Consider the following 13,501-nt stretch of genomic DNA (forward strand, 5'->3'; position numbering starts at 1 on the left):
GTGGTGAACTTCTCGCGTGTCGCCCGGGGCCCATTCGGGGGTTCACGTGGGCATGGGGCGGGCGGGAGAGCGATGTTCGGGGGAGCCGTGTCCGTGGGAGAGCGCGATGTTCGGGAGAGCCGTGTCCGTGCGGGAGCTCGAAGTTCGGGAGAGCCGTGTCCGTGCGGGAGCAGACGTCGGCAACTGCTCTCAGCCGTCGCTGAGCGCAGCCTCGGCAGGGGCTTGCCGACGAGAGGCCCTCAGGCAAGAAGTCCTGGGGGCCTCTCTCGCGGAGGCCGTCAGGCCGATGCCTCGGCGGGCGAGCCTTCCGGGGTCCGCTCCCGCACGATGCGGCGGGGCCGCGACGGCAGTCCGAGCATCGGGTTGGCGACGCCCCATGCCGCGCCCTTGCAGACCAGCTCCTTGTAGACGGCGGCGAGCCGTCCCGTCAGGGCCGCGCGGACGGAGCGGTCGTCCGCGGTGACGTACTGGATCAGGCCTTCCTTGCGGCCCAGCGAGATGCACTGGTTGAAGTAGCGCAGCGGCGTGGTCGGGGGCTTCCCGCCGGTCAGGCGCGCCGCGATGGCGTCGGCGGCCTGCCACGCCATGGGGGTGCCCGTGGCGCACGACATCCGCAGCGGCTTGTCGCCGGGGCCCATCGCCATGGCCGCGTCGCCGATGGCGTACACGTCCGGGTGCGAGACCGAGCGCATGGTCCGGTCGACCACGATCCGGCCGGTGTCGGTGACGTCCAGGGCGGTGGCCCGGGCGATCGGGTGGACCGCGAAGCCGGTGGTCCACACGGTGACCGCGGCCGGGAGGGACGTTCCGTCGGCGGTCGTGACGCGGTCGGCCTCCACGCCGGTGACGGCTGCCTGCTCGTGGACGGTGATGCCGAGCTTGTCGAAGACCTTCCGTACGTGGTCGCGGCCCTTGGGCGACAGCCAGTCGCCGAGCTCGCCGCGGGCGGTGAGGGTGACGTCGAGGTCCGGGCGGGCCTCGGCGATCTCCGTCGCGGCCTCCAGGCCGGTGAGGCCGCCGCCGACGACGACCACGGGCCGGCCGGCGTCCAGGCGGGCCAGGCGCTCGCGCAGCCGGAGTGCTCCGGGGCGGCCGGCGATCTCGTGGGCGTGCTCGGCGGTACCGGGGACGCCGTCGCTGTTCCAGGCGCTGCCGAGGGCGTACACGAGGCTGTCGTACTCCAGTTCCTCGGTGCCACCCGCGTCGCCCTGGTCGATGACGGTGACGGTCTTGCGGTCGACGTCCACGCCGGTGACCCTCGCGAGCCTCAGCTCGACGCCGGTGCCTGCGAACATCTCGCTGAAGGGCCGGGCCTTGAGGTCCTGGCCGGCCGCGAGCTGGTGCATCCGCACGCGCTCGACGAAGTCGGGCTCGGCGTTGACGAGGGTGATGGCGACGTCCTCGCGGTGCAGCCGCTTGGCGAGGCGACCGGCGGCGATGGCTCCTGAGTATCCGGCTCCGATGACGATGATGCGCTGCTGCATGTCCTGGCTCCTGTCTCGCGCGGGTTCACCACCTGAACCGGGCAGCCCTCCGTTTCCTGACAGGTGCGAGATGTGAAGCAGCTCACATCGCGATCAGAAGGCGTTGAACAGGGGTTCCCCGTGTTCGGTGGCCGCCCACTGCCGGGTCGCGCGTTCGAGCTTGTCGGGGTTGACCTGGTTGCGGAACGCGGCGATTCCGTCGGCGGTGATCTCCAGGCACATGACGCCGACGACGCGGCCGTCGAGGACCGCCACGATCGCGGGGGCCCCGTTGGCGGTCGTGACGTGGACCCCGGGTGAGCCGCCGACGATGGCGCGCTTGGCCTGGGCCGGCTTGAACAGGCCCCGCATGAACGTCGCGACCGCGAGGGCGCCCTCGAACGCCTTGGCCCGGGCCGGGACCTTCCCGCCGCCGTCGCCGATCGCGATGGCGTCCTCGGTGAGCAGCCGCACGAGCGGCTCGGTCCGGCCGCTGGTGGCGGCGGCGAGGAACTCCTCGACGATCCGTCGGGTGGTGGCCTCGTCGATCTCGGTACGGGCCTTGCCGTCCGCGACGTGCTTCCTGGCGCGGTGGAAGGTCTGCTGGGCGGCGGCTTCGGTGATGCCGAGGATCTCCGCGACCTCCCGGTGCGGGTAGCCGAAGGCCTCCCGCAGCACGTACACCACCCGTTCGTTGGGGGAGAGGCGCTCCATGAGGGCGAGGACGGCGTACGAGACCGATTCGCGCTGCTCGGCGGTGTCGTCGGGGCCGAGCATCGGGTCCCCGGCAAGTAGGGGCTCGGGCAGCCACTCGCCCACGTAGGTCTCGCGGCGGACGCGGGCCGAGGTGAGCTGGTTGAGGCACAGGTTGGTGAGGACCTTCGTCAGCCAGGCCTCGGGGACCTCGATGCGGTCGACGTCGGCGGCCTGCCAGCGCAGGAACGTGTCCTGCACGGCGTCCTCGGCATCGCTCGCGGAGCCGAGGAGACGGTAGGCGATGGCCTGCAGGCGGGGCCTGGATGCCTCGAACCGGTCCACGTCGTTCATGGTCAGAGCCATGGCCCGGATCCTAGCTCTCGCGGGGCGCTGCGGCCCATGGGGTGCGCCCCCGCATCACTCGGCCGGTGTTGTCCGACGGGGACTGAATATGATCGGCGCATGATGCAGCGAAGGGCTGATGCCGCGTAGGTCCCCGGGTGTGCTCCGGTCCGGGCCGCCGGATCGTCGAAGCCGTGGCCCGACCAGCACGTTGTTCATCGGCACGTGCCCCGGACCACCCGTGTGCACCGCCGTGCACACGTACCTCCTCGTCGACGGCCTCGATGTGATCGGGCGCAGTGACTCGATGGCCGTGGGGCTGGGTCCGGACACCCTCCTCCGGCCCGGCGGACCGCTGTACCCGGCGGATGCCGCGCGCCGCGTAGGTGTGGCGTCGTCGCAGGGGCATCCCGGGTCCGGCCTTGCGACGCTTCACTTCCGGGTACGGCTGCGTGGTGCGACGGTCGTCTGGAGCGAGTTGATGTACCCGGGCCTCGACGACCGGGTGATCGAGGAGGTCTGCTTCGATCTGGAGCAGTACGTGGGGGAGATCGAGCGGGCGTACGGCCTGTGCGCGACCGGTCCCGCCGGGCCGTCGGGCTGACGAAGAGCCGGGAGTGGGCGAATGGGCTGGCAGTGCACCGGACTGGGCTGGCCCGACGACGGGCCGGTGCTCGGGTGGCGCCGGAGTGACGGGGCGGGCAGGGGCCGCAAGAGCGTTCTGGCGTACGGGAAGGAGCTCGGGTTCCGGGCGGAGGGCGAGCGGCACTGTTCCGGGGCGCGCGGCAACCCGTGTCCGGTCATGGCGGTGGTGTCCGCGCGGAGTACGGGGGCGCGCTGCCCGGAGTGTGCGCGGCTGGACCGGGCGTACTCGGTGGCCGCGGACACGATCGCCGACGACCCGCGGACGTACCGCGTCTACCTCGCCTGGTTCGGGCCGGGCATGGTCAAGGTCGGGATCACCCGTGAGTCCCGGGACGCGGCGAGGCTCCGGGAACAGGGCGCCGTGGTGTTCACCTGGCTGGGGCGCGGGCCCTTGATGGCCGCCCGGCGTACGGAGGAGCTGCTGCGCTCGGCGCTCGGGGTGCCCGACCGGATCCCGTACGCACGCAAGCGGGCCGTGCGGGGCGAGTTGCCGGAGGCGGCGGACCGGGTCGCCGAGGTCGAGGGGCTGTACGGGCGTGCCGCCGAGCTGGAGGGGAACGGGTGGCCGGAGGCGCTGGAGCGGCTGCCGTTCGAGGCCGTCGACCATGCCGGGGTCTTCGGGCTCGACGGGGTGGGGGCGGCGGCCCGGACGGTGACCGGGCTGGTGGACGGCGGTGTGGTGGCCGGGCGGCTGGTGGCGGCGGCCGGGCCCGATCTGTATCTGGCGACCTCGGCGGACGGGGTCGTCGTGCTGGACGCCCGGTTGATCACCGGCTGGGTGCTGGTGGGGGCCGACGCGCGGGCGGCGCTGAGCGTGCCGGTCGTCGCCGTGGGGGGCGGCGGGGTGCAGGACGGGCTGTTCTGAGATCGTCGCGGGGTACCGACGAGGAAGGCGGGGCGGATGAGCAGTGGTGACGGTGACCGTGACGATGTGGTGCGGTTCTGGGAGCGGCTCGGACTGCCCGGAATCATCGACGTCCATACGCACTTCATGCCGGAGCAGGTGCTCCGCAAGGTGTGGGCCTACTTCGACACGGTCGGCCCGCTGACCGGCCTCGAGTGGCCGATCGCCTACCGGCACGACGAGGAGGAACGGCTCGCGCTGCTGCGTTCGTTCGGGGTGCTGAGGTTCACCTCGATGCTCTACCCGCACAAGGCCGGGATGGCGGCGTGGCTGAACGGCTGGGCGGCCGACTTCGCGGCGAGGGTGCCGGACTGTCTGCACACCGCGACCTTCTTCCCGGAGGAGGGGGTGGAGGGCTATGTGCGCAAGGCGGTCGAGGCGGGGGCCCGGGTCTTCAAGTCGCACATCCAGGTCGGCGCGTACGACCCGAACGATCCGCTGCTGGAGCCCGTCTGGGGACTGTTGGCGGAAGCCGGGATCCCTGTGGTGATGCACTGCGGGTCCGGGCCGGCACCCGGCACGCACACCGGGCCGGAGCCGGTCGGCCGGCTGCTGTCCCGCCATCCCCGGCTGCGACTGGTGGTGGCGCACATGGGGATGCCGGAGTACGCGGAGTTCCTGGCGCTGGCGGCGGTGTACCCGGGGGTGCGGCTCGATACGACGATGGCGTTCACGGACTTCAGCGAGGGGCTCACGCCCTTCCCGGCCACGGAACGCGGACTGCTCGCGGATCTGGGGGACCGGATCCTGCTGGGCACGGACTTCCCGAACATCCCGTATCCGTACGCCCACCAGCTGCACGCGCTGGAGCGGCTGGGGCTGGGCGACGCGTGGCTGCGGGCCGTCTGCCACGGGAACGCGAGCGCCCTGTTCGCCTGAGAAAAGGCATTCTCAGGGAATTCACAGGGAAGGGAAAGGCCTCTCTCACGGCCGTCTCCCAGGCTCGGGCCATGACGACGACCTCGCCCCAGGGGCGTACCGAACTGCTCAGGCCGGACCGCAACGCCGTCCGCGTACTCGTCGTGGACGACGAGGCTCCGCTTGCCGAGCTGCTCTCCATGGCCCTGCGGTACGAGGGCTGGGACGTGCGCAGCGCAGGGGACGGCGCGGGCGCTGTGCGTACGGCGCGTGACTTCCGCCCCGACGCCGTGGTCCTCGATGTGATGCTGCCCGACATGGACGGGCTCGCCGTGCTCAGCCGGCTGCGGCGGGAGCACTCCGATGTGCCGGTGCTGTTCCTGACCGCGCGGGACTCGGTGGAGGACCGGATCGCCGGGCTCACGGCCGGCGGCGACGACTACGTCACCAAGCCGTTCAGCCTGGAGGAGGTCGTGGCCCGGCTGCGCGGTCTGATCCGCCGCTCGGGCACGGCCACCGCGGCCCGCAGCGAGTCGACGCTCGTCGTCGGGGATCTGGTGCTGGACGAGGACAGCCACGAGGTGAGCCGGGGCGAGGACTCGATCCACCTCACGGCCACCGAGTTCGAACTGCTGCGGTTCCTGATGCGCAATCCGCGCCGGGTGCTGAGCAAGGCGCAGATCCTGGACCGGGTGTGGAACTACGACTTCGGCGGCCAGGCGAACGTCGTCGAGCTGTACATCTCGTATCTCCGCAAGAAGATCGACGCGGGGCGTACCCCGATGATCCACACCCGGCGCGGGGCGGGATACCTGATCAAGCCCGGTGACTAGCCCCGTGAGCAGGACCCGTGGGAGGGCGCGGCGGCCGTGGACCCTGCGCACCCGGCTCGTCGTGTACGCGGTGACACTCATCGCGGTCGTCGCCGCCGTGATCGGCTCGGTCACCACCATCGCCTTCCACAGCTACATGTACGGAAAGCTGGACGCCCAGCTGACCGACATCGCGAAGCGGGCCGAGGACCGTCCGCCGGCCCTCGGGGCTCCCGCTCCGGGCGGGCTGCAGGACAAGGACCCGCTCGGTTTCGTCGGCATGGGCGGTCAGCCCTTCGACACGTTCGGTGCCGTCCTCGCGGACGGGTCCGTCACTGATTCGCAGATCTCCGTGAGGGGGGACAGCGGGCTCGACGTGCAGCAGAACCTGGAGCCGCTGACCGCCGCGCAGCGGGATGCCCTGGAAGCGGCCGGAGCGCCCGCGGACGACGCGGTGCACGACGTCGAGCTGCCCGGGCTCGGCGGCTACCACGTGAAGGCCGTCCCCAAGAAGGACGGTTCGACCGTCCTCGTCGGCATTCCCACCGGCGAGGTGAGCGGCGCCCTCACCACCCTGATCCTCGTCGAGGTCTGCGTCACCGGGGCCGGACTCGTCGCCGCCGGAATCGCGGGCGCCGCGATGGTCGGTGTGGCCCTGCGCCCGCTGCGCCGGGTGGCGGCCACCGCGACCCGGGTCGCCGAACTCCCCCTGCACAGTGGGGAGGTCGCCCTGCTCGAACGGGTCCCGGAGGCCGAGGCCGATCCGCGTACGGAGGTCGGCCAGGTCGGCTCGGCCCTCAACCGGATGCTGGGGCACGTCGGTTCGGCCCTGGAAGCGCGGCAGAAGAGCGAGATGCGGGTGCGGCAGTTCGTCGCGGACGCCAGTCACGAGCTGCGGACCCCGCTCACCTCGATCCGCGGGTACGCCGAACTCACCCGGCGGGGACGGGAGTACGCCGGTCCCGACACCCGGCACGCCCTGGGGCGCATCGAGTCCGAGGCGGAACGGATGACGGGCATGGTGGAGGACCTGCTGCTCCTGGCCCGGCTCGACGCCGGCCGGCCGCTCTCGTACGAGAGCACCGATCTGTCACCGCTCGTCGTCGACGCGGTGAGCGACGCGGGCGTCGCGGGCCGGACCTCCGGGGGCATGGCGGGGCCCACGCACCACTGGCGGCTGGAACTGCCCGAGGTGCCCGCGACCGTACGCGTCGACCCGACCAGGATCCAGCAGGTGCTGGTCAATCTGCTGGCGAACGCCCGTACGCACACCCCGCCGGGGACCACGGTCACCGTCCGCGTACGGGAAGCACGCAGGGACCTGCCCTGGGTGACGCTGGAGGTCCAGGACAACGGGCCCGGCATCCCGGCCGGGCTGCAGCCGCACGTCTTCGAGAGGTTCGCGCGCGGCGACGCCTCGCGCTCCCGGAACGCCGGCTCGACGGGACTGGGGCTCGCCATCGTGCAGGCCGTCGTCGCCGCGCACGGCGGCCGGGCCGAGGTGCGGTCGGTGCCGGGGAACACGGTCTTCGCCGTCCACCTGCCCGCGGACGCCGTGTACGAGGGCGGCCCGGCCGCCGGCTCACAGCCGGACCACAGGCTCACCACACGGGTGTGACAGCGCGGTTGGCGAGTGTCGTGTCATGCGAACCGACACCCCTTGGAGCACCTTGCCGGCCCGGGAACATCTCCTGGCCGCAGCGGTCGACGCGGCCGGTGCTCCCGTACTCGACGTGGTGGTCCCCGTCCACAACGAGGAGAAGGACCTCGAGACCTGTGTGCTGCGCCTGCACGACCACCTGGCGCGAACGTTCCCGTACCGCTTCCGGATCACCGTCGCGGACAACGCGAGCACCGACCGTACGCCCCAGGTGGCGGCGCAGCTCGCGGCGCTGATCCCGGAAGTGCGGTCGTACCGGCTGGAGGAGAAGGGCCGGGGGCGGGCACTGCGCACCGTCTGGTCCCACTCGGACTCCCCGGTCCTCGCCTACATGGACGTCGACCTCTCGACGGACCTCAACGCCCTCCTGCCGCTGGTCGCCCCGCTGATCTCCGGCCACTCCGACCTGGCCATCGGCTCGCGTCTCGCGCGCAGTTCGCGCGTGGTGCGCGGCTCGAAGCGGGAGTTCATCTCGCGGGCCTACAACCTCATCCTGCGCTCCTCGCTGGCCGCCCGGTTCAGTGACGCGCAGTGCGGGTTCAAGGCGATCCGGCGTGAGGTCGCCCAGCGGCTGCTGCCGATGGTCGAGGACTCCGGATGGTTCTTCGACACCGAGATGCTGGTGCTCGCCGAGCGGGCCGGGCTGCGCATCCACGAGGTGCCGGTCGACTGGGTCGACGACCCGGACTCCACGGTGCACATCGTGAGGACGGCGACCGAAGACCTCAAGGGGGTCTGGCGGGTGGGCCGGGCGCTGGCCGTCGGCGCGCTGCCGCTGGACCGGCTGGCACGGCCGTTCGGGGACGACCCGCGCGACCGGGCCCTGCCCGGGGTGCCGGGCGGCCTGGCACGGCAACTGGTCGGCTTCTGTGTCGTGGGCGGGCTCTCCACGCTGTTCTACCTCGTCCTGTACTCCCTCTTCCGGCAGGGCGTGGGGCCGCAGTTCGCCAACGGGGCCGCGCTCCTGGTGTCCGCCGTCGCCAACACCGCAGCGAACCGGAGGCTCACCTTCGGCGTACGCGGCCGGGGCGGCGCCGTACGCCACCAGGCGCAGGGGCTCGTCGTCCTCGCCATCGGCCTCGCGCTCACCAGCGGCTCGCTCGCCGCACTGGGCACGGCGTCCGGAGCACCCTCGCACGGCACGGAACTCGCCGTGCTGATCGCGGCCAACCTCGCGGCGACGGTGCTGCGGTTTCTGCTCTTCCGCGCCTGGGTATTCCCGGACCGGCGCACGGACCACCAGGACGCCGGCAAGGCTCCCGCACACGAACTGAGGAACGTCCGATGACCGCCACGCACCCCGACCACCTCCCGGCCCCGCCGGACACCCCCGGGCCGCTCGCGCCACCGGCGGCGTCGGCCGCACGGCAGGGGCACGGCCGCCCGAAGGAGCCGCTGCTGCGCCGCGTCCGGCTGGGCAGGCCCGAGGATCCGCGCTGGGCACGGCCCGCCTTCCTCGGCATGCTGCTGGTGATCACGCTCGCGTACCTGTGGAACCTCAGCGCCTCCGGATACGCCAACTCCTTCTACTCGGCCGCCGTACAGGCCGGCAGTCAGAGCTGGAAGGCGTTCTTCTTCGGCTCGCTGGACTCCGCGAACGCCATCACCGTCGACAAGCCCCCGGCCACGCTCTGGCCGATGGCCCTGTCGGTGCGGATCTTCGGCCTCCACTCCTGGGCGATCCTCGCGCCCCAGGTGCTGATGGGCGTGGCCACGGCCGGTGTCCTGTACGCGGCCGTGCGCCGCCGGTTCAGCGCCGCCGCCGGGCTGATCACCATGGCGGTCTTCGCACTGACGCCGGTCGCCGCCCTGATGTTCCGCTTCAACAACCCGGACGCACTGCTCGCGCTGCTGATGACCGTCACGGTGTACTGCGTGCTGCGCGCCCTGGAGGGCGGCCGGACGACGTGGCTGGTCTGGGCGGGCGTGGCGGTCGGTCTCGCGTTCCTGTCGAAGACTTTGCAGGCGTTCCTGATCCTGCCGCCGCTGGCGGTCCTGTACGCGGTGTCCGCGCCCGTGTCCGTACGCAGGCGCTTCGGTCAGCTCGGCCTGTCCGCCCTCGCGACGGCCGTCGCGGGCGGCTGGTGGGTGGCGATCGTCGAGCTGTGGCCCGCCTCCTCGCGGCCCTACATCGGCGGCTCGCAGAACAACTCCTTCCTCGAACTCACCTTCGGCTACAACGGACTCGGCCGGATCAACGGCGAGGAGACCGGCAGTGTCGGCGGTGGCGGTGGCGGAGGCGGTGGCGGAGGCGGCGGCGGTGGCGGCGGCTGGGGCGAGACCGGCATCGGCCGGATGTTCAACTCCGAGATCGGCGGCCAGATCGCCTGGTTGCTGCCTGCCGCGCTGCTCCTGCTGGTCGCGGGAATCTGGCTGACCTGGCGGGCGAAGCGGAAAGACACGGCGCGTGCGGCATTCCTCGCCTGGGGCGGCTCGCTGCTGATGACGGCGTTCGTCTTCAGCTTCATGGCCGGGATCTTCCACCAGTACTACACCGTCGCCCTGGCGCCCTACGTCGCTGCGCTCGTCGGTATGGGGGCCACCGTCCTGTGGGAGGAGCGGACCAAGTGGTGGGCGGGAGCAGCGCTCGGCGGGACCGTCGCGGTGACGGCCCTCTGGTCGTACGTCCTGCTGGGGCGCACCCCGGACCACGTCCCGTGGCTGCGCTGGGCCGTACTGATCGGCGGCCTCGTGGGAGCGGTGGGTCTGCTGCTCGCCGCACGGCTGGGGCGAGTGCTCGCCCTGACCGCGGTGGGGCTGGGCCTGGCCGCGTCGCTCGCCGGGCCGACCGCGTACACGGTCAGCACGCTGAACACCGGGCACCAGGGCTCGATCGTCACCGCCGGACCGGCGGGCGGGAGCATGGGCGGCCCCGGTGGCGGTGGCGGCCGGGGCGGCGGCCCCGGCGGTGGCGACGGCGGTACCGGTGGGGGTCCCGGTGGCGGGACGCCTCCTGGGCAGGGCACGCAGCAGGGCGGTCAGGCTCCGGGCAACGCCCAGGGCGGCGGCTTCCCGGGCGGTGGCCTGCCGGGTCAGGGGCAGCCGGGCCAGGGGCAGCAGCAGGGGCAGAACGGCAGCCCGCAGGGCGGTATGCCCGGCGGTGCCACGGGTGAGCGCGGCACGGTCGGCGGTGGCGGCATGGGCGGGCTCCTGGGCGGTTCGTCCGTCGGCGCCGAGGCCGAGAAGCTCCTGGAGAAGGACGCCGACGACTACACCTGGGCCGCTGCGGCCATCGGCTCGCAGAACGCCGCGAGCTACCAGCTGGCCACCGGTGACCCGGTGATGGCGATCGGCGGCTTCAACGGCAGCGACCCGTCCCCCACGCTCGCCCAGTTCAAGGAGTACGTCGAGGACGGGAGGATCCACTACTTCGTCTCGAGCGGCGGTGGCGGCGGTGGCGGCATGGGCGGCAGCGGTGCCTCCTCCCAGATCTCGACGTGGGTGCAGGAGAACTTCGAGGAGGTCACGGCGGGCAGCGCGACCTTCTACGACCTCACTCAGCCGACGAGCGGGAGCTGACGCCGCAGTTCGAGATCGGCGACGACAGGGCGGTGGTCCGAGGCGAGCGTCTCGGCCACCGCCCCTTCGCGTACCCGCACGGCCCCGGCGCCGGACTTCGACACCGCCACGAAGTCGATCCGCTTCACCGGATCCTTGGCCGGGAAAGTCGGCGACCCCGGATCGGCGTCCGTCAGCTCCTGCCAGAGCGGGGCCAGTTCCGGCGCGTCCGGCTCCGCGTTGAAGTCGCCGAGGAGGATCTGCCGGGCGCCCCGGTCCTCGGCCATGATGCGCCGGGTGTCGGCGACCTGGGCGATGCGCACGGACGGGTCGGGCCGGTAGTCCAGATGCGTCACGTACACGTGCACGGGCAGCCCCCGCACCCGCAGCACCGCCTCGGCGAAGCCCGGCGCGGGCGCCGGGACCGGGTTCTGATCCTGGGTCGAGAGCCGCGTGATCTCGTGGTTCTCGGCGCTGGTGATCCGGTACCGGGACAGCACCGCCACCCCGTACTCACGCCGGGGTTCGCCGGGTGTCACCGGGTCGAGGCTGTAGATCGGTGCGAACGACACCTGCATGTGCAGCCGCCGGGCGAGCTCGCCCGCGAGGTCCCGCCACCCGCTGCGGGCGCCCCAGTGGGCGTCGACCTCCTGGAGGCCGATCACATCGGCGTCCAGTGCGCGCAGTTGGGCGGTCTGACGGTCCAGGTCGAAGACCTCGTCCATGCCCGCACCGGCATGGATGTTGTACGTCGCGACGCGGAGCGGGACCGCGTGCCCCTCCTCGGCGGCCCCCGCGGGCGGCGCGAGTGCGGCCACCGACAGGCCTGCAGCGATCAGTACACCCACCGTACGACGACGCACGTCCATGTCACTCCACTCGTATCCGCTCGACGCTTGTCAGGTCTGCGTCGACAGAGCTACCCGTCCCGACGCCGCGCGCAAACGAGTTGTACGCCGTACGGGAAGTGCCTTACGGTGTACGACGCCACACTCCCATACACCGTACAAGCGCACCGGAAACCAGGAGCCCGCATGACGGCGACCGCCGCCGAGCAGAACGATTCCGCCCCCCGGGGAGGCCATGCGCAGCGCTGGCTGATCCTCGGCGTCATCTGTCTCGCCCAGCTCACCGTGCTGCTCGACAACACCGTCCTGAACGTCGCGATCCCCTCCCTCACCACGGAACTGAACGCCTCCACCGCCGATGTGCAGTGGATGATCAACGCCTACTCGCTCGTCCAGTCGGGCCTGCTGCTCACGGCGGGCAGTGCCTCCGACCGCTACGGCCGCAAGAAGATGCTCGTCACCGGCCTCGTGCTGTTCGGAATCGGCTCGCTGGTGGCCGGACTCGCCCAGTCCTCCGGGCAACTGATCGCCGCCCGCGCGGGGATGGGCATCGGCGGCGCCCTGCTGATCACCACCACCCTGGCCGTCGTGGTGCAGATCTTCGACGACACCGAACGCGTCAAGGCGATCGGCATCTGGTCCACCGTCAACTCCCTCGGATTCGCCGTCGGTCCCCTCGTCGGCGGCGCGATGCTCGACCACTTCTGGTGGGGCGCGATCTTCCTGGTCAACATCCCCGTGGCGGTCATCGGCGTGATCGCCGTCGTCCGGCTCGTCCCCGAGTCCAAGAACCCCCGGGGCGACCGTCCCGACCTGCTGGGCGCACTGCTCTCCACCCTCGGCATGGGCGCCGTCGTGTACGCGATCATCTCCGGCCCGGAACACGGCTGGGGCTCCGGCCAGGTGCTGCTGACCGCCTTCACCGGGGTCGCCGTCCTCACCGGATTCGTCCTGTGGGAGCTCCACATCCCGTACCCGATGCTGGACATGCACTTCTTCCGGAACCAGAAGTTCATCGGCGCGGTCGCGGGCGCGATCCTGGTCGCCTTCGGGATGGGCGGCTCGCTCTTCCTGCTCACCCAGCACCTGCAGTTCGTGCTCGGGTACGGGCCGCTGGAGGCCGGTCTGCGCACGGCACCGCTCGCACTCACCGTGGTGGCCCTCAACCTCACCGGGCTCGGCGCCCGCCTCGTCCCGAAGATGGGGACGCCCGCCACCATCGCCGCCGGGATGAGCCTGCTGGCCGCCGGGCTCGGGGCCATCGCCCTGCTCGGCCGCCAGGGGTACGGCGGCATGCTGCTCGGCCTGGTCGTCATGGGCGCCGGCATCGCGCTCGCCATGCCGGCCATGGCCAACGCGATCATGAGCGCCATCCCGCCGGAGAAGGCGGGCGTCGGCGCCGGGGTCAACGGCACGCTCGCCGAGTTCGGCAACGGGCTCGGGGTCGCCGTGCTCGGGGCGGTACTGAACTCGCGGTTCGCCGCTCTCGTACCGGCGGCCGTCGGGGCGGCCTCGCTGCCCGCGGCGCTCGCCGCCGCCGACGGCGAGGAGGAACGGCAGCGGATCACCGACGCCTTCGCCTCGGGCCTGGAAGCCAGTCAGCTGGTCGGTGCGGTGGCGGTTCTGGCGGGCGGCCTGCTGGCCGCCGTACTGCTGCGCCGGGCGGAGCGCGCGGAGGCGGCGGAGCCCGCCGAAGACCTTCGGCCCGAGCAGCGGGCACCGGAGCGGGCATAGCATCGGACGGAGTGCCGTACGGAGGGGTGCCACCCGCTCCG

Annotated in this window: 11 protein-coding genes; 8 read left to right on the top strand and 3 right to left on the bottom strand. The window is 72.2% G+C overall.

Translation table 11 applies throughout. The features are described from left to right. Positions 1-278: 278 nt before the first annotated feature. Together ABZS61_RS21375 and sigJ are read right to left on the bottom strand one after the other, a co-directional pair. Positions 279-1,484 carry an FAD-dependent oxidoreductase gene (locus ABZS61_RS21375; RefSeq protein ID WP_356423381.1) on the bottom strand — a complete coding sequence of 402 codons (1,206 nt, stop codon included), beginning with the start codon at positions 1,482-1,484 and terminating at the stop codon, positions 279-281. Positions 1,485-1,577: 93 nt separating this feature from the next. After that, complete coding sequence (gene sigJ / locus ABZS61_RS21380) at positions 1,578-2,522, bottom strand: RNA polymerase sigma factor SigJ (protein WP_356423384.1); 945 nt, start codon at positions 2,520-2,522, stop codon at positions 1,578-1,580. Between the two features lie 220 nt (positions 2,523-2,742). Between sigJ and ABZS61_RS21385 the strand changes: the two genes are divergently transcribed. The 7 genes from ABZS61_RS21385 (at position 2,743) to ABZS61_RS21415 (ending at position 10,899) form a co-directional block, all read left to right on the top strand. Next, entirely contained in the window at positions 2,743-3,105 is a 363-nt protein-coding gene (locus ABZS61_RS21385; protein WP_356423387.1) for a hypothetical protein, read from the top strand. 21 nt (positions 3,106-3,126) lie between these two features. Next, entirely contained in the window at positions 3,127-4,011 is an 885-nt protein-coding gene (locus ABZS61_RS21390; RefSeq protein WP_356423390.1) for a DUF2797 domain-containing protein, read from the top strand. A gap of 36 nt (positions 4,012-4,047) precedes the next feature. Beyond that, complete coding sequence (locus ABZS61_RS21395; protein ID WP_356423393.1) at positions 4,048-4,929, top strand: amidohydrolase family protein; 882 nt, start codon at positions 4,048-4,050, stop codon at positions 4,927-4,929. A gap of 71 nt (positions 4,930-5,000) precedes the next feature. Continuing rightward, complete coding sequence (locus tag ABZS61_RS21400; protein WP_356423396.1) at positions 5,001-5,741, top strand: response regulator transcription factor; 741 nt, start codon at positions 5,001-5,003, stop codon at positions 5,739-5,741. Positions 5,742-5,745: 4 nt separating this feature from the next. Next, entirely contained in the window at positions 5,746-7,338 is a 1,593-nt protein-coding gene (locus ABZS61_RS21405) for a HAMP domain-containing sensor histidine kinase (protein WP_356423399.1), read from the top strand. Between the two features lie 25 nt (positions 7,339-7,363). Beyond that, entirely contained in the window at positions 7,364-8,668 is a 1,305-nt protein-coding gene (locus tag ABZS61_RS21410) for a bifunctional glycosyltransferase family 2/GtrA family protein (RefSeq protein WP_356423402.1), read from the top strand. Then, positions 8,665-10,899, top strand: a complete 2,235-nt coding sequence (locus ABZS61_RS21415) for a glycosyltransferase family 39 protein (protein WP_356423405.1) — start codon at positions 8,665-8,667, stop codon at positions 10,897-10,899. Before ABZS61_RS21410 ends, ABZS61_RS21415 begins: the two co-directional genes overlap by 4 nt. On the opposite strand, the gene ABZS61_RS21420 is transcribed toward ABZS61_RS21415, so the two are convergent. Further along, positions 10,878-11,747: an endonuclease/exonuclease/phosphatase family protein gene (locus ABZS61_RS21420; RefSeq protein ID WP_356423408.1), complete on the bottom strand. Its 870-nt coding sequence runs from the start codon at positions 11,745-11,747 to the stop codon at positions 10,878-10,880. The genes ABZS61_RS21415 and ABZS61_RS21420 overlap by 22 nt on opposite strands. Positions 11,748-11,912: 165 nt before the next feature. Here ABZS61_RS21420 and ABZS61_RS21425 point away from each other — a divergent pair, with 165 nt between their 5' ends. Then, positions 11,913-13,460, top strand: coding sequence for an MFS transporter (locus tag ABZS61_RS21425; RefSeq protein ID WP_356423412.1), 1,548 nt, complete (start codon positions 11,913-11,915; stop codon positions 13,458-13,460). Positions 13,461-13,501 lie beyond the last annotated feature (41 nt).

This window comes from Streptomyces sp. NPDC005566, assembly GCF_040605575.1.
Classification (GTDB): Bacteria; Actinomycetota; Actinomycetes; order Streptomycetales; family Streptomycetaceae; genus Streptomyces.